This window comes from Crassaminicella profunda, assembly GCF_019884785.1.
Classification (GTDB): Bacteria; Bacillota; Clostridia; order Peptostreptococcales; family Thermotaleaceae; genus Crassaminicella; species Crassaminicella profunda.
In genome coordinates this window covers 1,038,086-1,060,412 of record NZ_CP082326.1, presented here as the reverse complement: position 1 = coordinate 1,060,412, position 22,327 = coordinate 1,038,086, and the positions used below count along the sequence as shown (strand labels likewise).

Below are 22,327 nucleotides of genomic sequence, written 5' to 3'. Positions count from 1 at the left end.
ATACTTCTCCAAGCTAAGGGGGTTATATACATAAAATCCCACTTGGTTCTATTCCTACAGGGATGTTTTTTAAAATTTTAAATTTTTTAGCATCAATAATCGTTAAACTATTATCCTGCATATTTCCAACAAACAAATACTGATTTTTCTCATCTTTTCCAATACTTCCTGGCATTCTTCCTACATAAACTCTATCGAGTAGTCTCTTCTTCTTAACACTTAAAACATTTACAGCATTTAGTTCTGCATCTGTAATATATAAAATATCTTCATCCTCTCCAGCTACTGCTTCTATAGGCATTTTTCCTATCCTTATTCGATCTATAACTTTCATCTCTTTGCTATCTAAAATTGTAATACTTCCCCCTTCCCTTCTTGAAAAACTAGTATTCACGATAAATATTAAACTTCCATCCTTATTGAGTACAATATGGTAAGGGTTTTGATGAACATAAATAGACTTTTCTACATCATTTGTAAGGGTATCAATGATGGTTAAAGTATTGGAATCTACATTCACAACATACAGTTTTTTATGATCTTTACTTAATTGAATATCATGAGGCATCCTTCCAACAGGTATTTGCGCCAATAGACCTCTTCTTTCTGTACTAATCACAGAAACAGAATTTGAATCTGCATTAGAAACATAGATCATTTTATTTTTTTTGCTAAATACCATATGACTTGGACAGCTTCCCACACAAATATTATCAATAACCCTATTTTCAATTAAATCAACAATACTAATACTTCCATTATGGGAATTGGTTAGATAAAGATATTTTTTATTATAATCAATAATCATATGATGTGGTCCAAGGGTTGGTTTCCTCATTTTATGAAAATAATCCTCATTCAAGCCTATTTTATACGACTCTCCTAGACTCACTAAATCCACAACAGAAATCGTATCCTCTCCCATATTCGCTATAAAAACCATCTTTTCAAAGTTATTTCCCATCCCTTCACCCCTAAAAATAGTCAGCAATTTTTCCATTACCTTTATATCATTTTATGCAACTATTTATTTGTTGTGAATTGTTTTTATTGACCTTTTCCCTTTTATGTATTAATATCTTGTATAGATTCTATTTTGAGTAGGAGGATTTAAATATGTATGTTTATAAGACAGCTGGTGTTTGTGCAAAAGAAATCTCTTTTTCTGTAGAAAATAATATGCTCAAAGAGGTTAAATTTCATGGAGGATGTCCTGGAAATACACTAGGATTAAGTATTCTTCTTGAAGGAATGTCTGTAGATGAAGCCATCCAAAAGTTAACAGGTATTAGATGTGGAAACAAGTCCACTTCTTGCCCAGATCAGTTATCAAAAGCTTTAATGTCCCTAAAAAAAGAAATTGCATAAATAAAATCGCCTTAAGGCGATTTTATTTATGCAATATTTTTCTATACATAATTTCTTTTGAACAACAGAGATTTCTAAGTTTTGCTTCTTTAATCAATTCATCACAAAGTATAAATTGTTCTTTGTAATATCTATCTTCCAATTTTAAATTCTTAAAAGCTTCATGGATTTTGTTAATCAATTGTTCATCACTAAGTCTTTTAAAAAGCCTAAACATGAGTATTCCCATAAAAATGCCTCCTATTCATATATTTAAATATATGAATAGATCCACAAATTCTGAACTACTTTATTTTATATTTTTTTATTTTTTCATAAAAGCTTGTTTTTCCAATTTTTAATGCTTTCATTGCTTTTATTTTATCATTTTGATAATATTTTAATGCTTTTCTTATGGCCTTTTCTTCTGCCCCATGTACAGATTCTTTTAAAGGTCTAATCATATTCTCATCTCTATCTATTTTTTTTGTTTCTATTTTTAAAGATAAGGAAAATTCATCTATCCTATGCTCTTCTGAAATGTTTACTGCTCTTTCCAAAACATTTTCAAGTTCTCTAATATTACCAGGCCAATCATATTCCATTAGAAAATACAAAGCTTTAGCAGAAATATTTTTTTCTTCTAATTCCATTCTATTACATATTTTAGGAATCATTGCTTGAGCTAAAAAATATATATCCTCTTTCCTGTCCCTTAAGGGGGGAATCCAAATAGAAAAAACATTAATACGATAATATAAATCCTCTCGAAATTTCCCTTTATGCATCTCTTCTTCTAAATTTTTATTGGTAGCTGCAATAACTCTCACATCAACAGAAACTTCTTTTGTTCCTCCAACTCGAAAAAAAGTTTTATTTTGTAGCACCTTTAATAATTTTACTTGTATGAAAGGATTTGTTTCCCCAATCTCATCTAAAAAAATCGTTCCCCCAGAGGCTGCTTCAAAAAGTCCTACTTTTCCTTGGACACTAGCACCTGTAAAAGCACCTTTTTCATATCCAAATAATTCACTCTCTAAAAGATGTTCTGGAATAGCACCACAATTCACATGTATAAAAGGCTTATCTTTATATTTACTTGCCCCATGTATGGCTTTTGCAAGCATGCTTTTTCCTGTACCACTTTCTCCCAATAACAATACAGTTGAGTTTGATTTAGATGCTTTATACGCCAGCTTTTTCACATGATTGATTGCATCACTTTCTCCTAATATTTCTGAGAATAAATCTTTGCTATTTTTATCTTCCTGTATCATTCTTTCCATTTGTTCAATTTGAAAAAGAGCTTCATCTCTCTCTTTTATTACTTTTTTGAGCATAGATAAATCTTCTACTTTTAAGGCTGCCCCCACTCTTTTACCATCTATGCTTATAGGTACCAATGTACAAAGGGTAGGATATCCATTAATTTCTGTAAATTTATCTTTATAGCTTATATTCACTCCCTTTGCTACTTGATAAAATTCTTTTATGGTATCTCCTTCTTCATGAATTTCAAATAAGTCTTTACCAAATACATCTAATTGTTCCACATTTTCTCCCTTTGCTCTAAAGGATTTCCCTAATAGTAAATTAGTAATCCCTTCTCCTCTTGCCGTATATCCTTCTGCTTGGTAAAATTTCACTTTCTTTGTTAACCCATCAATAACGACCATATGCCCTATGGCATTCATATAATTCATTTTAAAAGATTGCTTCTCTATAGCAATCTCTATAAATTTCATAAAAAAATTTATCTGTATACGAATTCTAATATTTTGAAAATTTGTCTCTAAAGTAAAAGTATCTGGTTTTTCTTGAAATCTTTGATTTTTATAAAGAGGTATAATTTCTTTATTTTTATATACACCTATTCCTATAAATGCATCTTTTATATTCACCTTGCGATCATCAATTCCTATATAGATTAAATCCTTTGGAGTAAGTCCTCCATCATCTTTCCCTAGACAATTGTCTCCAATAATAACAATATCTCCAGGGTTTATTTTCCCCTTACCATGTCCAATCCCTTGATGGTAACGAATCCCAAATATTTCCTTCGCTTTTTCATTATATACTTGTATTTTCCCTTGATGATCTATAAAGATAAAGCCCTCTGTCATTAAATCTGCAAATTGCCTTATATAACTTTTATTTTCAAACATATGGACCATCCTCTTAACACATTTTTCATCTTTTATTTTTTAGTATTGTCCTTACTTCTCCGATCATATATAAAGAACCTGCAAAAACAACTACATCCTCACTATCAGCTAAAGATAAAGCTTCTTGAACTGCTTCTTTAATATTTTCTTTTTTAACAATGGTTTTTTTATATTTTTTAAGGATTTCTTCTAGGTTTTCTACAGACATAGCTCTTGGATTATTGGGCTGTGTAAGAACCATCTTTTTTGCAAATGGCACAATTTCATCTAACATAGATGCATCTTTATCCCCCAAAATTCCTATTCCTAAAATAATATTTTTATCATAAAAAAGTTTTTTTAATACTTTTGATAAAGCTCTCATTCCTTGAGGATTATGAGCACCATCTATGAGTACAAGAGGGTTTCTTTGCATAATTTCAAGTCTTCCAGGCCAAATATTTTCTTTGAATCCCTCATATAAAGCATTCCTAGAAATCATCACTCCATGTTCCTTTTCTAATATATAAAGAGCAGTAAGTGCTACTGTAGCATTTTGAATTTGATGTTCTCCAAGCATGGATATGGTTATATTTTCTATTTTTTCATTTCCATACTTTACACAGAATGACTGTCCCCAATCATCTTGCTTTAAAATTTCAATAGAATCAATAGGTGCTTTTATTAATTTTCCATTCTTCTTGCTACATACTTCTTCAATAACCTTCATAGCTTCTATTTGTTGTGGAAAAGATACTACAAAGCCATTTTCTTTAATAATCCCAGCCTTTTCATAAGCAATTTTTCCTAAGGTATCTCCTAAGTAATCTGTATGATCAAAATCGATTGGAGTAATAACAGATACTAACGGATTTTTCACTACATTTGAAGCATCGAACCTTCCTCCTAAGCCTACTTCTAATACTAAAAAATCTACCTTTTGCCTTTTAAAATATTCAAAACCTATTGCGGTAACAATTTCAAATTCAGTAGGATGATTCATTCCCCTTGAAACCATTTTCTCTACTTTTTCCTTTACAAAACCAGTGACTTCTCCTAAATCTTCTTTTGGAATATTCTTCCCATTCACACGTATTCTTTCTGTGAATTCTTCAAGATAGGGAGATGTATAAAGTCCTACTTTATAACCAGCCCCCTTTAGTACTGAAGCTATAAAAGAAGACGTAGAACCTTTTCCATTTGTTCCCGCTACATGAATTACTTTGAGCTTTTCATGAGGATTTCCCATTAATTTTAATAGCTCTGTAATGTTCTCAAGTCCTAATTTGCTTCCAAATTTGTATGTACCATGAATATAGTTTAAAGCTTTATTATAGTCCATAACAACCCCTCCAATTACTAAACATTCTATAACTATCATTGATTTCAAACTACGCCCAATTTATTGAACTTTAAAACAAATTTATTTTTGTCATAAACACTTTAAGCCTTCTTGTCTATTATCTTTCACTTCATTATAGCAAATTATATATGTATAAAGCATATACAATAGCCGGGTATAAAACCCGGCTTAGATTTATTTCATTTTATTTTTCATTGTAGTAAGTCTTTCTAATACTTGATCCATCATGGTTTGATATTTTTCTTGTTTTTCTTTTTCTTCTTCAATAACATTCGCTGGTGCTTTAGCTAAGAATCCTTGATTAGAAAGTTTTCCATTTACTCTTTTTAACTCTTTTTCAAGTTTTGCTTTTTCTTTTTCTAGTCTTTCTACTTCTTTTTCAAAATCAACTAATTCATCTAATGGAAGGAAAATTTCAGCACCTGCTACAACAGCAGACATAGCATCTTCTGGAATATTCTTTTTCTCATCTTGAAGGATTACTTCTGAAGCACTAGCTAAAGTCATAAAATAACTTCTTCCTGCATTGATAGCGTCATAAGCATCTCCTGATGCAACAACCATCACTTTTGCTTTTTTAGATGGTACTACATTCATTTCAGCTCGAATATTTCTGATACTTCTAATGGCATCCATGATTAATTCCATGTCTTTTTCTTCTTTTTCAAAAACAAAGTTTTCTTCATATTTTGGCCACTGACTAATCATTACACTCTCATCTTTTGTAGTAGGAAGATGCTTCCAAATTTCTTCTGTAATAAATGGCATAAATGGGTGTAATAATTTTAAAATATTTTCAAGTACCATAGTAAGTACATATAGTGCCGCATCTTTCGTATCTTCATCTTCTCCATAAAGTCTTGGTTTTACTAATTCAATGTACCAATCACAATATTCATTCCAAGTAAAATCATAAATCTTTTGTACAGCCATTCCTAATTCAAATTTTTCTAAGTTCTCCGTAACCTCTTTAGAAACACTATTCATTCTAGATACAATCCACTTATCCGCAAGGGTAAAGTTTTTCACACATTTTTCTTCATCAAAGCTTTCTTTCTCTAGATTCATAAGTACAAAACGTGTTGCATTCCATAATTTGTTTGCAAAGTTTCTATTGGCTTCTACCCTTTCCATATAAAAACGCATATCATTTCCAGGGCTATTTCCTGTAACTAAAGTTAATCTTAAAGCATCTGCTCCATATTTGTTGATAATTTCTAGTGGATCAATACCATTTCCTAAAGACTTACTCATCTTTCTTCCTTGAGAGTCACGTACTAATCCATGTACAAATACATATTTAAAAGGAATTTCTCCCATTTGCTCAAGACCTGAGAACATCATTCTTACAATCCAGAAGAAAATAATATCATATCCTGTTACCAATACATCTGTAGGATAGAAATATTTTAATTCTTCTGTATGATCTGGCCAACCAAGAGTGGAAAATGGCCATAATGCTGAACTAAACCAAGTATCTAGTACATCTTCATCTTGTTTTAAGTTGGTGCTATTACATTTGCTACAACAATCAGGCATTTCTCTTGCTACCATCAATTCTCCACAATCTTGACAATAGTAAGCAGGTATTCTATGACCCCACCATAATTGTCTTGAGATACACCAATCTCTAATATTTTCTAACCAATGATAATAAATTTTGTCAAAACGTTCTGGAACAAATTTTGTTTCGCCGGATCGAACAGCTTCAATAGCGGGCTTTGCAAGTTCTTCCATCTTTACAAACCACTGATCACTAAGTCTTGGTTCAACAACTGTATGACATCTATAACAAGTTCCTACGTTGTGGGTATGATCTTTTACATTTACTAAAAATCCTGCCTCATCTAAATCTTTTACTAAAGCTTTTCTACATTCATAACGATCTAGTCCTGCATATTTTCCTGCTCGATCATTCATTTTTGCTTCATCTGTCATAACAGTAATTTGTTCTAGATTATGTCTAAGTCCTACTTCAAAGTCATTTGGGTCATGGGCAGGTGTAATTTTTACTGCTCCTGTACCAAATTCTTTATCTACATACTCATCTGCAATCACTGGAATTTCTCTTCCTACGATAGGCAATATTAAAGTTTTTCCAACTAAATGAGCATATCTTTCATCCTCTGGATGTACTGCTACAGCTGTATCTCCTAGAACTGTTTCTGGTCTAGTAGTAGCGATTTCTAAAAACTCTTCTGAATCCTTTACAGGATACTTGATATGCCAAAACTGTCCGCCCTGCTCTTCATGCTCAACTTCTGCATCAGAAAGGGAAGTTTTACAATCTGGGCACCAGTTAATCAAACGATTTCCTCTATAAATATATCCCTTTTCATATAATCTTACAAAAACTTCTCTTACAGCTTTGTTACATCCTTCATCCATTGTAAATCTTTCTTTTGACCAATCACAAGAATTTCCTAGCTTTTGCATTTGTTCTACAATTCTTCCACCATACTCTTCTTTCCATTCCCATGCTCTTTTTAAAAACTCATCTCTTCCAAGCTCTTCTTTTGTTTTTCCTTCTTCTTTTAATATTTTTTCTACTACTTTTACTTCTGTTGCAATGCTTGCATGATCTGTTCCAGGAAGCCATAACGCTTCATATCCTTGCATTCTTTTCCATCTAATCAATATATCTTGTAGGGTATGATCAAGAGCATGTCCCATATGAAGCTGTCCTGTAATATTAGGTGGTGGCAATACAATAGTATATGGGTCCTTTTCAGGGTTAGCTTCTGCCTTAAAATAATCTTTGTCTAACCACTCTTCATAAATTCTGTTTTCAAATTCTTGTGGATTATAAGTTTTATCCAAATTTTTAATGGTCATGATAACACTCCTCTTTTTAAAAATATTCTAACGAATTCCAAAATCTTTAAATATTCTACCAAAAAATATTCTAATAAATTCTAAACTTTTCGGAAACTCTCCATATAAGATCATCAAAACTCCTATAATTGAAACAATTAATCCTATGCCTTTTAGACGAATAAGATTTTTCATTCTGAAAAGCTTCATGCAATCATTTGTCCGATAAACAAATATTGCCCCAATCATTAAAATCACTATGCCTATAAAAAACATCTTCTCACTCCCAAATAAAAAAACCTTTCATCCTAAATAAGGACGAAAGGAACTTTTCGCGGTACCACCTTAATTCCAGCTTCACTGGCTCTTATTGATCTATAACGGGATTTCCCGGCTGAATCTACCTAATATTCAATTCAGCAACTCAGAAGCTACCTTCAATAACACTCCCCTAAGAAATCTTCCAGCCTACGGATTTCCCTCTCTAGAGGGGGTTCATTATTTACTCCTCTTCCTCAATGTTTGTTTTTTGTAGTCATTTTTCCACTATTATATATTTTTTTCATCCTAAAAGTCAATATGTAAACATAAATTATTTTACGATTCTTAAAGAATATCGTCTCTCTAAATAACCTATTAATTCTTTTACCATCCCTATATGATTACTATTGAGTACATCCCATTCTCTTTTATAATTTGCATAAATGAATCTTTTTACACTACAAGTAGGCGCATAAGGATTCCCTCCATGTTCAACCATATCTTTATACACACATAACCTTGTCACTCTTCCCTGACCATTGTGAAGATTATAAGGATTAATCCCATTCTCACTTTGTTCCTTATGAACCAATGCATACCACTCAAAACCATCTACCTTTCCTCTTATATATCCGTATCTATGTCTTCCCTCATCTATTTTTATATTGCAATTCATAAAACCCCACCTTTTCACGATTCATAAAGTTCTCTTATTATATATATATTCCATATTGTTTCCATTTAATAATTTTTTTTGCATTTTTTCATAGAATTCGCATATTTAGTTTTTAAGGGGGAATATTTATGAAAGAAAACTTTAATCTTTTTCATTATATGCTTCAATTAATCCTTGGGGTTTTATGTATATTCCTTAGTGACATACTCTTGCATATGCCAAAAGATACTTGGCTTACGATTGACTCATCCTTTCATTCTATCCAAAGTCTTGCAAATCACGCAATAGCAGGAATTTTTTTAGCCTTCATAGGGTTCCTATTATTATTTTATCTCATTTTTGCTACTGCACATGCCTTGCGTTCTTATTGGTCTAATTTAAAATTAGCACTACGAATCTTTATTTTATTATGGTTCATCCTATTATGCATTTCAACATTCTATCATGCCATTACTTTATATCATATTTTAGGGTATATATTTATTTTTTCTATCATCATATTCTCTTTTTTTTTAATGCTCAATTATTTTGACGACCCATCTTGATTTTAGAAACATTCATTTTTCTTGAATATGATCCCTCAACTATGAAATTTTACATCTTCTTTATTTAAGCAAATATAGAAAAAAAACTAGTTTCAGTAATCTCTTTTGACATCATTGGCATAGCACCATCACGTATAACCTTCCCCGTTGTTCTAGCTCTTACTTCAGCTCTATACATAGGTCCAAAATCTTTTTCAAGGAGAATAACAATTGCCACTAAGAGTGCTTCTCAAACTACAATCGATTGCTCAATAATAATGAATATGATATAATAAATTTGTATATTAAACCAAAATATACCATTTTATAGTTTTATATACTCATATTTTGTCAAATTTATTATTGTAAAAAACTGTGAATTAGGTGAATGCTATGACTAAATGTATAACAAAAACAATCCCTGTTGATCAAGCTAAGACCGGTATGATTCTTGCCAAAGATATTATTACAGATACTGGTTTTACATTAGCTACAAAAAACACGATGCTGAATAAAAAAAGTATTGTTCGATTAAAGCTTTATCAAATCTGTATGATTTCAATCAAAGAAGCTTTACCTCAAGAAACAGTAAAAGAACAATCTTCCATATCTACTCCAATGAGAAACAATTCTATAACCAAAAAATCATCTTTTCAATCTTTTCAGTCCTCTTACAGTGAAAATATTGAATCATTAGAAAACTATATGTTAGATATTAGTGAAGGAAAAAATATTAACATTACAAACTTATATTCCATTAGTCATGACTTAAAAAATATATTAGACTCAAAAAGTGATTTATTCGGTTTCCTTCATAATCTTCAAACAACAGATAATTATACTTACACCCATTGTGTAAACGTTTCTCTTTTATGTCATGTATTCGGAGAATGGTTAGGTTTTGATAAAAAAGCTTTAAAAGACCTATCTGTTGCTGGACTTTTGCATGATATTGGGAAAACTCAAATTGACAATCATATTCTAAACAAACCAGATAAATTAACCGAGGAAGAATTTGAAGAAATAAAAAAACACCCTATTTATGGATTCCGTTTAGTAGAACATCAAGATATTCCCTATAATATTAAAATGGCTATATTAATGCATCACGAAAGATATGATGGCAGCGGATATCCCTTAAATGCAAAAAATGAACAAATCAATGATTATGCTAAAATTATAGCTATTGCAGATATTTATGATGCAATGACCTCACAACGTTCTTATCGAAAAAAGTTTTGTCCGTTTCAAGTCATTCGTCATTTCGAAAACACTGGTTACAGAAAGTTTGATACCAAATTTTTATTGACTTTTCTCAATCATATTGCTTCTTGTTACATAGGCAATTGGTGCCTTCTCTCTACAGGAGAAGAAGCTAAAATTGTTTTTATTAACAAAGATATGGTTTCAAAGCCTATTGTCCAAGTAGACGGTACCATTGTTGATTTAAAAGAAGAACGAAATATTTTTATCGAAGAAATTATTTAGAGGTTTTTAATGTTAAAACCTCTTTTTTTATTTCCATTATTCATTTTAATTTTGTAACCATTGATTTTTCCCTGAATATAATAAAATTATGTAAAAACTTTTATTATTTTGGGGGGATTTTGTATGAAAAGCGTAAAAAAAATAGCTATGGTCCTTTCACTACTTATGCTTTTATCCATTACATTCACTGGTTGTGGAGAAAAGGCTCTTACAAAAGTAAGGGTAGCTGAAGTAACTCACTCCGTATTTTATGCGCCTCAATATGTAGCCATCACAGAAGGATTCTTTAAAGAGAAAGGACTTGAAGTTGAGCTTATCAACGGTCAAGGAGCTGATAAAACTATGACTGCACTTTTATCTAATCATGCTACCTAAAGATAAGATACAGAATCATCATAATCCGTCCTTTTCATTTATATCTTTCAATCATTTATAAATCTGTAATAAATATTATGGTTCTTTGCATATGTCTTAATATACATAACTCACGAGGTGATTTGTTTGAAAGCTGCCCTATACTTACGTGTTAGTACAGAAGAACAAGCTTCTGGTGGACACTCTATTGAGGCACAACGTCAGGAGTTAATAAAGTATTGTACTGCATTTGATTATAAAATTTATGATTTTTATGTGGATGCTGGATACTCTGCTAGTACTATGGACAGACCTGCCTTAAAAAAATTATTAGCCCATTGTAATAAATATGATGTAGCACTAGTATGGAGATTAGATAGAATTTCTAGGGATATGGCTGATTTGATGAAAATACTAGAAATATTTACAAGCTATCATGTCATATTTAAATCTAAAACAGAGAACTTTGATACTTCTACTGCATCTGGAAAGTTGATGCTAAATATGCTTGGTTCTTTTGCTGAATTTGAAAGATCTTCTATAAGTGAAAGAATACAATTAGCTCATAAAAAAATACTGAATGAAGGAAAATGGCGAGGGGGTAAACCTCCTTTAGGCTATGAAATCAGTGAAGACAAAACCCTTAAAATTAATGAAGACGACGCTTTGATTGTAAAAAAAATATTTGATCTTAGTGCAAATAAAAATATGGGAACTAGAAGTATTGCCATTCATCTTAATACTTTAGGATATTTCACTAGAAATCATAAACCTTTTACTAGCTCTAGTATTGTTCGTATATTGAAAAACCCTACTTATTATGGAGAGATGATCCATAAAAGACAACAATATGTAAAAAGAAATGGCAAAAAAAAAATAGTGTATTCAGATACCTATCAGACTTTTAAAGGATTCTTTACTCCTATCATTTCTAAAGATTTATTTTGTAAATCTGAAGAAAATATGAATAGACGAAAAAAAAACCGTGGAACTTCTTCTAAAATACCAAACCTATTGTCTGGATTCCTATTTTGTGGAGATTGCAAAGAGTATATGCTGCGAAATCGCAGAAAAAATGGGGAGGTTTTTTTTACTTGTAAAAACTATAAACACTATGGAAAATGTACACATCATTACATCTCAGAAAATGTAGTAATGAAAGCAATTAAAAAGAGTATTCCAAATATAGAACAGTCTAAAAGCATGATTTATGAAATGAATAAAAAATTAGTTGAAGAAAAAGAACATAAGTTACATACCATCGAAAATGAGATTGCTACAATACAAGATAGTATTCGCAGTCTTTCAAGAAGAAAAGATAAACTATTCGAACTAATTGAAAGAGAAATCATCACAGAGACAGATTTCATCAACAGAAAGAAAAAATTATCTAAAGAAAAGGAAGCAAAAAAGACGCTCTTAAATAAGCTACACTCTAATCTAAATACTATAAAAAATTACCAAGGAGATAAAAACTTCATGCTCTCTATAAAATCCTTTAACAATAAATTCGACACCCTCTCTTTTTATACCCAAAAGGAACTTTTAAATAGAATTATTGAACGTATAGAAGTCTTTGATAATGATCAACCTTATGCAAGAAAAAAAATTCATATTTATTATAAAATCTAATCTGGTATTCCGATTTAATTTCAAATACTAAACTAAATTTTTAATTATTTTCATTTTAATAATGTCATCATCTTCTTTCTACTTTATATCCTATTCTTTTCATTAAAATTCTATACTTAACTATTCTTTGTATGCAATCAGTCTATCCAAGTATAATTTTCATAAAATTTAAAAAAGTATAAAAGGAATATGGCTAAATTTGTAGAATATATATTTTGTTACTAATATGACTTAAGGAGGTACTACTATGCTTATACTAACAATATTATTAACAGTTTTATTAATCATATCACTCACATTTAATATTCTGATCTTACGAAATATTAAATTTACTACTAAAAAAATTCATCCTTTAACCAATGGAGACTTTACTAAAAAATTTCATACAAAAGAAATGGGTTTCTTGGCTAATATGGGGAATCTATTAAATCTCTTGCTAGAGAATATGAGATTCTTGATCGCAAATGTAAATTCATCCGTTGACCATGTACAAAAGTATGCTCTTACAATCACTCAGAATGCAGAAAATATTAATCATGGCGCAAAGCAAAATGTACAAGTAATATCAGAAATTGCAAAGAATTTTGAATCTCAAGCAGAATCTGTCATGAAAGCTCATCATTATACGGAAAAAATCAATAAAGATTTTCATGTTATTACAAATAAAACAGAAGATGCTAAAAAACAAGCACTCTCCACAAATGATACCCTTCATAAAAGTATTGCCGTATTTGAAAAATTGCTAGATATTATGCAACAAAATTCACATCACAGTTTAAAGTTAACCGAAAAATTTAATGCTCTAGAGGCAAAAACACAACAAATCAATAGTATTACTGATTCTGTTAATGCCATTAGTGAACATACCAATTTATTAGCATTAAACGCATCTATTGAAGCTGCAAGAGCTGGGGATGCGGGTAAGGGATTTGCTGTTGTAGCCAATGAAGTAAAAAAGCTAGCAGATCAGTCTGCAAAATCTTCTAATGAAATAAAAAACCTAATTCATACCTTACAAGATGAAATTAAAACCATTGCACAAGAAATCAAAAATGATTCTGAGAATGTCATTAAAAATATTACCATTGCAGATGATGCTAAAAAATATTTTGATATGATTATTACATCCACAAAAACCACCCTTACTACAGTGGAAGATATTTACCATTTAGCAATAGAAGAAGTTCATGTGATTTCTCATATACAAGATTTCATGAAAAATGTTTCTACAGCTTCACAACAAAATACCAGTTTTGCGCAAGAAGTTTCTGCTACTACAGATGAACAATCCATCATTATTGAAGATATGTTTACTTCCCTTCAACAATTAAACACCATGACGGAAGAAATAAAAAATGTTGTATATTCTTTTGTAAAAGACTATACAATAGATGCTACTACACAAAAATCAATCAACAAGGCCATGGATTGTCTAAAAGAAGCAGCTCAAAATCCTATATTATGGAACTTTGATAAAACATCCTGTGAAAAATTCCTTAATGAAATTATTAAGGAACATACCTATTTTGAAATCATTAATCTATTTAACTTAAATGGAGATACCATCGCTGTAGGTATGAATGACAAAATAGACTTTAAAGATGATATATATGGAAATTACAGTCATAGAGAATATTTTAAGCAAGCCATAGCTGGAAAAGATTATATTTCTGAAGCTTACATATCTATGGATTCAAGCAACTATTGTTTAGGCATGGCTATCCCTCTAAAAAATCAATCTGGTGAAATTATAGGCAGTTTAATGGCGGACTTTGCTTTGATCTAATTTCTACTAGATTATTTTGTAATCTACTCTATACTTATTCTCCCTCTATCCATTCATCTAAATTCATATGCTCTTCCAAAATAATATCTACAACTTCATCAGGCAAAATTCTATTGCCATGCTCATCTGGAGCTGTCCTAAAAAAAGCTACAGATGTGCCATGGTCCTCTTTATACCTCTTCCCATAAGGAGTTTCTACCCAATCGTTCATATGCATTCTTCCTTTCAACATTTACTACTAATACATATGAAAAATGACTTTGTCCCTATTCCTTTTATTAAAATCCTATGTTAAGGTATCCTTTTCATCTGATCAAGTAGATATTGGTTTTATGGGTCCTGAAGCATCTGTATATGTTTTCAATAAAGGAAAAGATGATTATGCCGTAAACTTTGCTCAGCTTACCCAAAGAGATGGTTCTTTCTTAATGGCAAGAGAACCTATGCCTAACTTCACTTTTAAAGATGTAGCCGGCAAAACGATCATTGGCGGACGAAAAGGCGGCATGCCTGAAATGACATTAGAATATGTACTAAAACAAAATAAAGTATTTCCAGAAAAGGATGTAAATGTACGTACCGATATCCAATTTGCTGTTATGGCAGGTGCCTTTACTGGTGGAGAAGGAGATTTTGTAACATTATTTGAACCAGTGGCTTCAATGCTTGAAAAGTCAGGGGCTGGTCATATTGTTGCTTCCATCGGTGAAGCTGGTGGATATATCCCTTATACCTGCTATTGTTCAAAGAAAAGCTTTATAGAAAAAGAACCTGAAGTAATACAAAAGTTTACAAATGCAATCTATAATGCTATGTATTTCTATTCGTAAAAATCCCACTGCTTTTTTTTATTTCAGCAGTAATCCATATAATAATAGGTAAAATCACCTGAAAAGGAATGGCATAGTATGGCCATATTTCCGAAGTCCATTCCATATTATACATTATGCTATCATGTACAAAATAAGATAAATTAATCATAAGCAAAGAGACAGGTATTACTATAAATCGATAATCAGTATACTCAAATATTTTAGTAAATCCTTTGCAAGTAGCTAATAAATATATACTTATTTTCACAAATGCTCCAAATGCATATATAGTAGCTACTATAATCTCCAGTCTTTGTAATAAACTCCCTATACTGATCCTTGTTATAGTATTATAGGATGGAAAGTATGTACTTGAAGCTGTATTTGCTCCTAAAACTAAAATATCAGTTATAGAAACAATCAATAATATGATTCCTCCTATCAATAAACCTATGGTATATATTTTATAAGAGGATTTTTTCTTTTTAAAAGTAGAAAAAAACATAGTAAATACTACTGTTTCACCAAATGGAAATGAAAATGATGAAATAGCCCCTTTTGCAATTGGTTTTACCCCGTTATACAAAATAGGTTGTATATTATTAATATTCATATTGGGAATTAATAATAATATTGCAATAAATATAAGGCCAATAAATACAAGCAAAATAAGTTCAGTCCATCTTCCCATCACTTCCATACCTTTTTTTACTACCCAAATACATAAAATAGCAATACTTATTATAGGTATTATTTGAGGAGTATCCATAAAAGCAACTGTATTAACAAATAGACCAAAGTTTAGTATAACTAATGTAACGGAATGAAATAAGTACCAAGTATATAATATAACTATTCCCTTTCCTATAAACTTTCCAAAGCAAATTTTACAAATATCAAATAAATCTTTATCATAGAAAATATAATGCAAACGAGCATATATAAATATCATAGGCAATGCCATAAATATTGCTATAACAATAGCTAACCAAAAATCTCTTTTTGCCTCTAATCCTGCTACTACTATTGTAGAGGTGCCTATTAAAAACATGATCATAAGAACTATACCTTGCTTATCAGAAATGACTTCTTTATTCACTATTTATTCCTCCACGATAGTTTTTAATTATTGTTTGCTTTATTTACTTAAATATTCTAATTCTATGAACATTTGTTGTAATTTATCTTTTGTTTACCCTTACTAATTCTCTTCTTTTCTAACTTCTTCTAATAATCTTTTATAAACAAACGCTTTTTCATTTTCACTAAGATTATTTTCTTTTGCATATTCATCAACTCTATTACATAGTACATAAAACATTTGCTCTGTTAGTAATTCAGATATATACTCTCTATCTGGCATGTGCAAAATAACGTTCATAAATATGTCTCCTTTTTATCATTCTCCTAGATATTATTGTATATTTGGATTGTCTCATTACTAAGTTTTACAACTTTTCTTATTTGGGTATTACAACATCAAATTTCATAGTTGTATAAAAGTTAATCTAAATTTTTATACTCCTGTACTACTTTTGAAATTCATCTAATAAAATAAACTAAAGTCCTATCTAAAAGGTGATTTTATGAGAGCAGCAATCTATTCACGGAAGTCAAAATTTACAGGTACAGGAGAATCTACACAAAATCAAATTGATCTATGCAAAGAATATGCTAACAATTACTTTAATATTTCTGATTTTATTATTTATGAAGATGAAGGCTTTTCTGGAGGAAATACAGATAGACCAAAGTATCAGAAAATGATTAAAGCTGCTAAGAATAAAAATTTTGATGTATTAATCTGTTATAGACTAGATAGAATAACTCGGAATGTATTGGATTTTTCTAAAACAATAGAAATGCTACAAAAAAACAATATACAATTTGTATCCATTCGAGAGCAATTCGACACATCCACTCCAATGGGACGTGCAATGATGTATATCTCTTCTGTCTTTGCCCAGTTAGAGCGTGAAACCATAGCTGAACGTATTAAAGATAATATGCAAAGATTAGCCTTAACAGGTCGCTGGCTAGGCGGAAAAACCCCTTATGGCTTTACAAGTAAACAATTAGAAGTTGTAAACCATGAAGGTTCAATGAGAACACTATACAAACTTATTCCTATCCCTAGTGAAATTAAAATCGTTAAACAAATATACACTAAATACCTTGAATTATGCAGTTTTACAAAAGTTGAATCCTATCTTATACAAAATAATATAAAAAGAAATGAAAATTTTTTCAACCCATCTACTCTTCGTTACATTTTGCGTAATCCAGTTTACTGTATAGCTGATCAATTATCCCATCAATACTTTATGAATCACGGAGCAACTATTGCCAGTAAAAAAAATTTTAATGGTATCAGTGGAATCTTAGCCTATTCAAAACATGATGAGAAAAATTGGAAAATAAGAGATAAAGAAAATTGGTTTTTAGGAGTTGGTAAGCATAAAGGAATCATAACATCAAAAAACTGGATCAAAGTACAAAATATTATTGAAAAAAATCAAAATAAATCAATAAAAAACGGTACAAGTACTATCAGCTTAATTACGCCTCTATTAAAGTGCCAGTGTGGAGAGACTATGAAAGCCGCTAGCATTCAAAAAGATACAGAAGGCAATATAAAGTATTATTATTATGTTTGTAGAAGAAAAGAACGTACAAATGGAAGTTTGTGTAATATTAAAAATTTGAATGGATCAAAAACCGATAAAGAAGTCATCAATCAATTAAAGAACATCCACAATAAAAATATAATTTTAGAAGGATTTCTTAATAAAAAGCTTCAGACCTTTGATGCTCATAAAAAAGGTCAAGAAGCTATAAAAGCAAATATAAGAAATACTATAAAAAAGAAAAAATCATCCATCGATAAACTAATCATAACAATAATTGATTCAGAAAATGCAGCTGCTTCTAAATATATACTAGCTAAAATTAATAAAATAGATACAGAAATAAAAGATTTAGAAATGGAATTAAATAGATTAAATGAAAACGAAAAAAACACTTTGTTGAAAAAATTGAATCCGGAAAGCATGATAGATTTATTAAAAGAAGTTAATAATATAGATAGTTATAATTTTAAAGAAAAGCAACAACTTATTCACAAACTTATTGACAAATTAGTATGGGATGGGCAAAATTTACACCTCTATTTAAAAAACTAAACGTTACGAATAATAGCACATAGCTAAAGGTATGAAATGGGTAGAAAATCATACACCTGAAGAAATTGCAACATCTATTTCACCACAATTTCCTGATGCAGATCTTGATATTCTCACAGCTGTTGCAAAAAGATATAAAGATCAAGATACATGGAAGCCTGATTTAATTCTGACAGAAGAGGGATTAAATCATATGATGGATATTGTAGAACTCGCAGGAGAATTAGATAAAAGAGCTCCTTATGAAAAAATCGTAACCAAAAAATTTGCCGAAAAAGCAATGAAATCTATTCAATAATATTTGCCCACTATTTGTGGGCAATTTGCTTTTAACTCCACTTTGGTGTATTCCACTCACTGTTTTTTAGCCTTTCACCTTCCTCTTCAGAAACAATATAAGCAGAAATCCCTTGATGATCATATTCTCTTACTTTTTTTATGGCTTCTTTTCTACTCATAGAATCTGAAATTTTTTCATCTGTTCTGATCACATAACGTTTTTCCATTGTTATCCTCCTTTTAGCATTCATTTTAATAAAATTTCTTATTTTAGTTTCCTCTTCTTCTTACATAGATATACCTTTTCATTATTTGACTTTTCTGATTCCATAATCCTAACTTGTTACAATATTCCTAAACAGTACTTTGAATTTTTATCAAATTTTATTTCATCATGCTTTTTTTACCTTGTATTGTATCTTTATTTTTTACACATACTTCTATTAAGATAAAAGGAGGGTTATCATGCAAGATCAATATCTAAATTCATTAAAAGAACTAGACTATGCAAATCTTACAAAAGAAGAACAAGATCAATTAAGAGAACTTGAAAATAAATTCAATAATAATATTAATAAGCAAGTATATTTTATGGTAATGGAAAGATAACTTTTTAAAAAATAAAAAATCAAAAAAAAAAAAAATGACAGCAACTATGTTACTGTCATTTTTGTATTTTTACCTATCATTTTTATCTTCTTTTCATTATATTCAAATATTCAACATTCTTTTTTCTTACATACTCCATCAAACTAGAATCTCCATGTCCAGGATAAATCATCATTTCATCATTCCATTTTGAAACCTTGTTACGAATGGAATTTTTCATTGCATGATCATCTCCACCTTCTAAATCAGTTCTTCCTAAATCCATGTTAAAAATTGTATCTCCTGTAAATATAATATTTTCATCTTTTACCTTTATACAAATACCGCCTGGAGTATGTCCAGGGGTATGAATAATCTCTAAAGTTACCCAAGAAACTTCTATTTTATCCCCATCTTTTAATATCTGTTCAGGTATAATAGCAATAGATTTTCTAAAACTACTTATTGAATAATTGACATTAGGATCTTTCAATCCTTCTACATCTTTTTTGTGAATATATACAGGCATAGGATATTTTTTCTTTAGTTCTAAAACAGCCCCTATATGATCATAGTGATAATGGGTAAGAATAATACCTATAGGCTTTAATCGACTTTTATGAATATGCTCTACAAAAGTCTTAGCTTCATCTCCTGGGTCAATGATAAAAGCTTCTAATGTATTTTCATCATAAAGAATATATCCATTTGTTTCTAACATTCCAACAACAAGTCTTTCTAATCTCATCTCCTAGCTCCTTTTTCTTATATTATTATCAAAATAAGCCCTACAGATTCACTGTAGAGCTTATTTCAATTTGTTTGGAGCGGGCAACGGGAATCGAACCCGCACAACTGGCTTGGGAAGCCAGGACTCTGCCATTAAGCTATGCCCGCATCTATTAATAATTTTATTATAATCTTCATCTGCATAATTGTCAATATTTACAAAACATACATATTTATATTTTTTATCTTCTAGATTCATTTCTTTTCTTATTGTTCTTTTTCTCTAAGTATATTATTATACAAATATAAAGAAATTTTGATTGCATCTAAAAAGGAGATGAAAAAATTTTGAGTCGAAGATTTATAAATTTACAAAAAAATATTCATCAAATTAAACTGCAGCAAATGGGAGCTCATGTAGAAGTCATTGAAGGTGTTATGCATTTTGTTCGTGTTCAAATTGAAGATACCATCATTAAGTACGTATATCATATTAATGACAAAGGAGATTATTTTTTACAAAGACGCTGTCCTTATCCTCTGAACTTTGGTACCTATCCAACTCAAGATAATGTTATTAACATAATCCAACATGATATTTTACAAATGAAAAATGCAAAGAAAAGTAAAAAATTCCAACAATTCATAGAAATCAACAAATCCCTTACCCATATCGCTAAAGATTTTGAGGAATTATATCTGTATTATAATGTATCTGGGATACAAGCTAAAAAAATCAATGAAAAAATCAATGAATTGAAAAAAGAACTTATTGAAACCAAAAATATAAGCACAAAAATCCATTTTGAAAAAGATCCAGATACTATAAAATAAAAAAATTCAGACCACTTTATAAAGTGATCTGAATTTTTTTATTTTATAATCATGTATGCTATATTAATTTTTTCATAATACTACGCAATTTAAACCTATTTAGACATAATCCTTCTTCATTCCACATAATCCATTAATATTGCCAAAAATCATTCTTTTTAAATTCACAAAGAATGGTTACAATATATCTATTGTTTTTAAAATTGGTAAAAGGGGGTATTCTATTGGTTTATTCATCTCAACTATATATAACTATAACTATTTTTATTCTTACATATGCTGTAATTGTATCCGAAAAAATCAATCGTATGACTATTGCCTTTTTTGGCGCTTTATTACTTGTACTATTTCGCATAATCGATTTAGAATTTGCTTTTCAATCCATTGATTTTGATACCATTGGCCTACTTATTGGCATGATGATTGTTGTTAACATCACAAAAAAAACAGGTGTCTTTCAATATATTGCTATTAAATCAGCAAAGTTTGCAAAAGGAGATCCTTGGCATATACTCCTTATGTTATGTATCATTACAGCTATCTCCTCGGCCCTGTTAGATAACGTTACAACCGTTTTACTGATTGCACCTGTTACTTTAGTTATAACAGAAACCCTAGAAGTAGATCCTATCCCATTTATGTTATCCCAAATATTAGCCGCTAACATAGGGGGTACAGCAACATTAATTGGAGACCCTCCAAATATTATGATCGGTAGCGAAACAGGATTAGGTTTTATGGATTTTATATCTAATTTATTACCTGTTGTTCTAATTATCTATTTAGTAACATTTTTCTTTATAAAAAAAATATGCAAGCCTAAATTACACGTAAAAGAAAGTCTTAAATCAAAAATCATGAAAATGGATGAAACATTAGCTTTAACAGATACAAAACTCCTAAAAAAATCTCTATTTGTATTGCTTATAACTATATTAGGATTTGCACTACATCAATTGGTTGGTCTAGAAACAGCAACAGTTGCATTAGGAGGAGCTTCCATATTATTGTTGATTAGTAATGTAGATCCTGAAGAAATTTTACAAGAAATTGAATGGCTTACTATTTTCTTTTTTGCCTTTCTTTTTATTTTAGTTGGAGGCCTTGAAAAAGTTGGCGTCATTGATTTTATTGCCAAAAACGTTGTAAGTTTAACAAAAGGAAATCTTATGCTTACTACACTCTTAGTTCTTTGGGTTTCTGCCCTTGCATCTTCATTTTTAGATAATATTCCTTTTGTTGCAACAATGATTCCTTTAATCAATAGTATTGGTACATTATCTAACTTTAATATTACACCTCTGTGGTGGGCATTAGCATTAGGTGCATGCTTAGGAGGAAACGGTACATTAGTTGGAGCTTCTGCAAATGTTGTTGTTGCAGGCATTTTAGAAAAGCATAATCATAAAATTTCTTTTAAAGAATACATGAAAATCGCCTTTCCTTTAATGATTTTATCTATTATACTGTCTAGTATTTATTTATATATATTTTATTTATAATCATTCAAACAG

22 protein-coding genes, 1 tRNA gene, 2 pseudogenes and 1 other annotated feature are annotated in these 22,327 nt (G+C 30.1%); of the genes and pseudogenes, 11 read left to right on the top strand and 14 right to left on the bottom strand.

Annotation, left to right across the window (positions count from 1 at the left end; translation table 11 throughout):
- Positions 1 to 22 precede the first annotated feature (22 nt).
- The gene (locus K7H06_RS04450; RefSeq protein WP_223038747.1) at positions 23 to 964 is read right to left on the bottom strand and encodes a YncE family protein; all 942 of its coding nucleotides are present in this window, start codon (positions 962 to 964) and stop codon (positions 23 to 25) included.
- A 152-nt stretch (positions 965 to 1,116) separates the two neighbouring features.
- Between K7H06_RS04450 and K7H06_RS04445 the strand changes: the two genes are divergently transcribed.
- A complete protein-coding gene (locus tag K7H06_RS04445; protein ID WP_223038746.1) occupies positions 1,117 to 1,368 on the top strand; it encodes a TIGR03905 family TSCPD domain-containing protein in 252 nt (83 codons plus the stop codon).
- Between the two features lie 22 nt (positions 1,369 to 1,390).
- Here K7H06_RS04445 and K7H06_RS04440 read toward each other — a convergent pair whose 3' ends face one another.
- From K7H06_RS04440 to K7H06_RS04410, 7 genes are all read right to left on the bottom strand, one after another.
- Entirely contained in the window at positions 1,391 to 1,597 is a 207-nt protein-coding gene (locus K7H06_RS04440; protein WP_223038745.1) for a hypothetical protein, read from the bottom strand.
- A gap of 55 nt (positions 1,598 to 1,652) precedes the next feature.
- Positions 1,653 to 3,512: a sigma 54-interacting transcriptional regulator gene (locus tag K7H06_RS04435; RefSeq protein ID WP_223038744.1), complete on the bottom strand. Its 1,860-nt coding sequence runs from the start codon at positions 3,510 to 3,512 to the stop codon at positions 1,653 to 1,655.
- Between the two features lie 25 nt (positions 3,513 to 3,537).
- Positions 3,538 to 4,833 (bottom strand): bifunctional folylpolyglutamate synthase/dihydrofolate synthase, encoded by a 1,296-nt coding sequence (locus tag K7H06_RS04430; RefSeq protein WP_223038743.1) that lies wholly within the window; start codon positions 4,831 to 4,833, stop codon positions 3,538 to 3,540.
- Between the two features lie 195 nt (positions 4,834 to 5,028).
- Positions 5,029 to 7,689, bottom strand: a complete 2,661-nt coding sequence (locus K7H06_RS04425) for a valine--tRNA ligase (protein ID WP_223038742.1) — start codon at positions 7,687 to 7,689, stop codon at positions 5,029 to 5,031.
- Between the two features lie 27 nt (positions 7,690 to 7,716).
- The gene (locus tag K7H06_RS04420) at positions 7,717 to 7,944 is read right to left on the bottom strand and encodes a hypothetical protein (protein ID WP_223038741.1); all 228 of its coding nucleotides are present in this window, start codon (positions 7,942 to 7,944) and stop codon (positions 7,717 to 7,719) included.
- 35 nt (positions 7,945 to 7,979) lie between these two features.
- Positions 7,980 to 8,196, bottom strand: a binding site (T-box leader).
- A gap of 64 nt (positions 8,197 to 8,260) precedes the next feature.
- Positions 8,261 to 8,605 carry a hypothetical protein gene (locus tag K7H06_RS04415; protein ID WP_223038740.1) on the bottom strand — a complete coding sequence of 115 codons (345 nt, stop codon included), beginning with the start codon at positions 8,603 to 8,605 and terminating at the stop codon, positions 8,261 to 8,263.
- A gap of 609 nt (positions 8,606 to 9,214) precedes the next feature.
- Entirely contained in the window at positions 9,215 to 9,367 is a 153-nt protein-coding gene (locus K7H06_RS04410; protein WP_223038739.1) for a hypothetical protein, read from the bottom strand.
- A gap of 155 nt (positions 9,368 to 9,522) precedes the next feature.
- On the opposite strand from K7H06_RS04410, the gene K7H06_RS04405 reads away from it, so the two are divergent.
- The 4 genes and pseudogenes from K7H06_RS04405 to K7H06_RS04390 all read left to right on the top strand — a co-directional run bounded on the left by K7H06_RS04405 (position 9,523) and on the right by K7H06_RS04390 (position 14,389).
- Entirely contained in the window at positions 9,523 to 10,617 is a 1,095-nt protein-coding gene (locus K7H06_RS04405; protein ID WP_223038738.1) for an HD-GYP domain-containing protein, read from the top strand.
- Between the two features lie 147 nt (positions 10,618 to 10,764).
- Positions 10,765 to 10,977, top strand: a pseudogene (locus K7H06_RS04400) (ABC transporter substrate-binding protein); the annotation flags it as partial.
- Between the two features lie 141 nt (positions 10,978 to 11,118).
- Positions 11,119 to 12,603 (top strand): recombinase family protein, encoded by a 1,485-nt coding sequence (locus K7H06_RS04395; protein WP_223038736.1) that lies wholly within the window; start codon positions 11,119 to 11,121, stop codon positions 12,601 to 12,603.
- A gap of 247 nt (positions 12,604 to 12,850) precedes the next feature.
- Positions 12,851 to 14,389, top strand: a complete 1,539-nt coding sequence (locus K7H06_RS04390) for a methyl-accepting chemotaxis protein (protein ID WP_223038735.1) — start codon at positions 12,851 to 12,853, stop codon at positions 14,387 to 14,389.
- Between the two features lie 34 nt (positions 14,390 to 14,423).
- Here K7H06_RS04390 and K7H06_RS04385 read toward each other — a convergent pair whose 3' ends face one another.
- A complete protein-coding gene (locus tag K7H06_RS04385) occupies positions 14,424 to 14,600 on the bottom strand; it encodes a hypothetical protein (protein ID WP_223038734.1) in 177 nt (58 codons plus the stop codon).
- 97 nt (positions 14,601 to 14,697) lie between these two features.
- Here K7H06_RS04385 and K7H06_RS04380 point away from each other — a divergent pair.
- A pseudogene (locus K7H06_RS04380) lies at positions 14,698 to 15,195 on the top strand (ABC transporter substrate-binding protein); the annotation flags it as partial.
- 4 nt (positions 15,196 to 15,199) lie between these two features.
- Here the strand turns inward: K7H06_RS04380 and K7H06_RS04375 are convergent.
- Together K7H06_RS04375 and K7H06_RS04370 are read right to left on the bottom strand one after the other, a co-directional pair.
- Positions 15,200 to 16,300, bottom strand: a complete 1,101-nt coding sequence (locus K7H06_RS04375; RefSeq protein ID WP_223038732.1) for a GerAB/ArcD/ProY family transporter — start codon at positions 16,298 to 16,300, stop codon at positions 15,200 to 15,202.
- 102 nt (positions 16,301 to 16,402) lie between these two features.
- Positions 16,403 to 16,582 (bottom strand): hypothetical protein, encoded by a 180-nt coding sequence (locus tag K7H06_RS04370; RefSeq protein WP_223038731.1) that lies wholly within the window; start codon positions 16,580 to 16,582, stop codon positions 16,403 to 16,405.
- A gap of 205 nt (positions 16,583 to 16,787) precedes the next feature.
- Here K7H06_RS04370 and K7H06_RS04365 point away from each other — a divergent pair, with 205 nt between their 5' ends.
- Together K7H06_RS04365 and K7H06_RS04360 are read left to right on the top strand one after the other, a co-directional pair.
- On the top strand, positions 16,788 to 18,383 hold the full coding sequence (locus K7H06_RS04365; protein WP_223038730.1) for a recombinase family protein: 1,596 nt from the start codon (positions 16,788 to 16,790) through the stop codon (positions 18,381 to 18,383).
- A gap of 31 nt (positions 18,384 to 18,414) precedes the next feature.
- A complete protein-coding gene (locus tag K7H06_RS04360; protein WP_223038729.1) occupies positions 18,415 to 18,681 on the top strand; it encodes an ABC transporter substrate-binding protein in 267 nt (88 codons plus the stop codon).
- Positions 18,682 to 18,712: 31 nt separating this feature from the next.
- On the opposite strand, the gene K7H06_RS04355 is transcribed toward K7H06_RS04360, so the two are convergent.
- Positions 18,713 to 18,889, bottom strand: a complete 177-nt coding sequence (locus K7H06_RS04355; protein WP_223038728.1) for a hypothetical protein — start codon at positions 18,887 to 18,889, stop codon at positions 18,713 to 18,715.
- A 238-nt stretch (positions 18,890 to 19,127) separates the two neighbouring features.
- On the opposite strand from K7H06_RS04355, the gene K7H06_RS04350 reads away from it, so the two are divergent.
- Complete coding sequence (locus K7H06_RS04350) at positions 19,128 to 19,271, top strand: polynucleotide phosphorylase (RefSeq protein ID WP_223038727.1); 144 nt, start codon at positions 19,128 to 19,130, stop codon at positions 19,269 to 19,271.
- A gap of 82 nt (positions 19,272 to 19,353) precedes the next feature.
- Here K7H06_RS04350 and K7H06_RS04345 read toward each other — a convergent pair whose 3' ends face one another.
- Together K7H06_RS04345 and K7H06_RS04340 are read right to left on the bottom strand one after the other, a co-directional pair.
- Positions 19,354 to 19,998 carry an MBL fold metallo-hydrolase gene (locus K7H06_RS04345; RefSeq protein WP_223038726.1) on the bottom strand — a complete coding sequence of 215 codons (645 nt, stop codon included), beginning with the start codon at positions 19,996 to 19,998 and terminating at the stop codon, positions 19,354 to 19,356.
- A 75-nt stretch (positions 19,999 to 20,073) separates the two neighbouring features.
- A tRNA-Gly gene (locus K7H06_RS04340) sits at positions 20,074 to 20,147 on the bottom strand.
- A 180-nt stretch (positions 20,148 to 20,327) separates the two neighbouring features.
- Here K7H06_RS04340 and K7H06_RS04335 point away from each other — a divergent pair.
- Both K7H06_RS04335 and K7H06_RS04330 read left to right on the top strand, forming a co-directional pair.
- On the top strand, positions 20,328 to 20,813 hold the full coding sequence (locus K7H06_RS04335; protein ID WP_223038725.1) for a hypothetical protein: 486 nt from the start codon (positions 20,328 to 20,330) through the stop codon (positions 20,811 to 20,813).
- A 224-nt stretch (positions 20,814 to 21,037) separates the two neighbouring features.
- Positions 21,038 to 22,315, top strand: a complete 1,278-nt coding sequence (locus tag K7H06_RS04330) for an ArsB/NhaD family transporter (RefSeq protein WP_246637636.1) — start codon at positions 21,038 to 21,040, stop codon at positions 22,313 to 22,315.
- Positions 22,316 to 22,327 lie beyond the last annotated feature (12 nt).

Coding starts and splice junctions, on each gene's coding strand:
- K7H06_RS04450 (WP_223038747.1), bottom strand. CDS start 964: ATGGGAAATAACTTTGAAAAGATGGTTTTTATAGCGAATATGGGAGAG.
- K7H06_RS04445 (WP_223038746.1), top strand. CDS start 1,117: ATGTATGTTTATAAGACAGCTGGTGTTTGTGCAAAAGAAATCTCTTTT.
- K7H06_RS04440 (WP_223038745.1), bottom strand. CDS start 1,597: ATGGGAATACTCATGTTTAGGCTTTTTAAAAGACTTAGTGATGAACAA.
- K7H06_RS04435 (WP_223038744.1), bottom strand. CDS start 3,512: ATGTTTGAAAATAAAAGTTATATAAGGCAATTTGCAGATTTAATGACA.
- K7H06_RS04430 (WP_223038743.1), bottom strand. CDS start 4,833: ATGGACTATAATAAAGCTTTAAACTATATTCATGGTACATACAAATTT.
- K7H06_RS04425 (WP_223038742.1), bottom strand. CDS start 7,689: ATGACCATTAAAAATTTGGATAAAACTTATAATCCACAAGAATTTGAA.
- K7H06_RS04420 (WP_223038741.1), bottom strand. CDS start 7,944: ATGTTTTTTATAGGCATAGTGATTTTAATGATTGGGGCAATATTTGTT.
- K7H06_RS04415 (WP_223038740.1), bottom strand. CDS start 8,605: ATGAATTGCAATATAAAAATAGATGAGGGAAGACATAGATACGGATAT.
- K7H06_RS04405 (WP_223038738.1), top strand. CDS start 9,523: ATGACTAAATGTATAACAAAAACAATCCCTGTTGATCAAGCTAAGACC.
- K7H06_RS04390 (WP_223038735.1), top strand. CDS start 12,851: ATGCTTATACTAACAATATTATTAACAGTTTTATTAATCATATCACTC.
- K7H06_RS04385 (WP_223038734.1), bottom strand. CDS start 14,600: ATGAACGATTGGGTAGAAACTCCTTATGGGAAGAGGTATAAAGAGGAC.
- K7H06_RS04370 (WP_223038731.1), bottom strand. CDS start 16,582: ATGAACGTTATTTTGCACATGCCAGATAGAGAGTATATATCTGAATTA.
- K7H06_RS04365 (WP_223038730.1), top strand. CDS start 16,788: ATGAGAGCAGCAATCTATTCACGGAAGTCAAAATTTACAGGTACAGGA.
- K7H06_RS04360 (WP_223038729.1), top strand. CDS start 18,415: ATGAAATGGGTAGAAAATCATACACCTGAAGAAATTGCAACATCTATT.
- K7H06_RS04355 (WP_223038728.1), bottom strand. CDS start 18,889: ATGGAAAAACGTTATGTGATCAGAACAGATGAAAAAATTTCAGATTCT.
- K7H06_RS04350 (WP_223038727.1), top strand. CDS start 19,128: ATGCAAGATCAATATCTAAATTCATTAAAAGAACTAGACTATGCAAAT.
- K7H06_RS04345 (WP_223038726.1), bottom strand. CDS start 19,998: ATGAGATTAGAAAGACTTGTTGTTGGAATGTTAGAAACAAATGGATAT.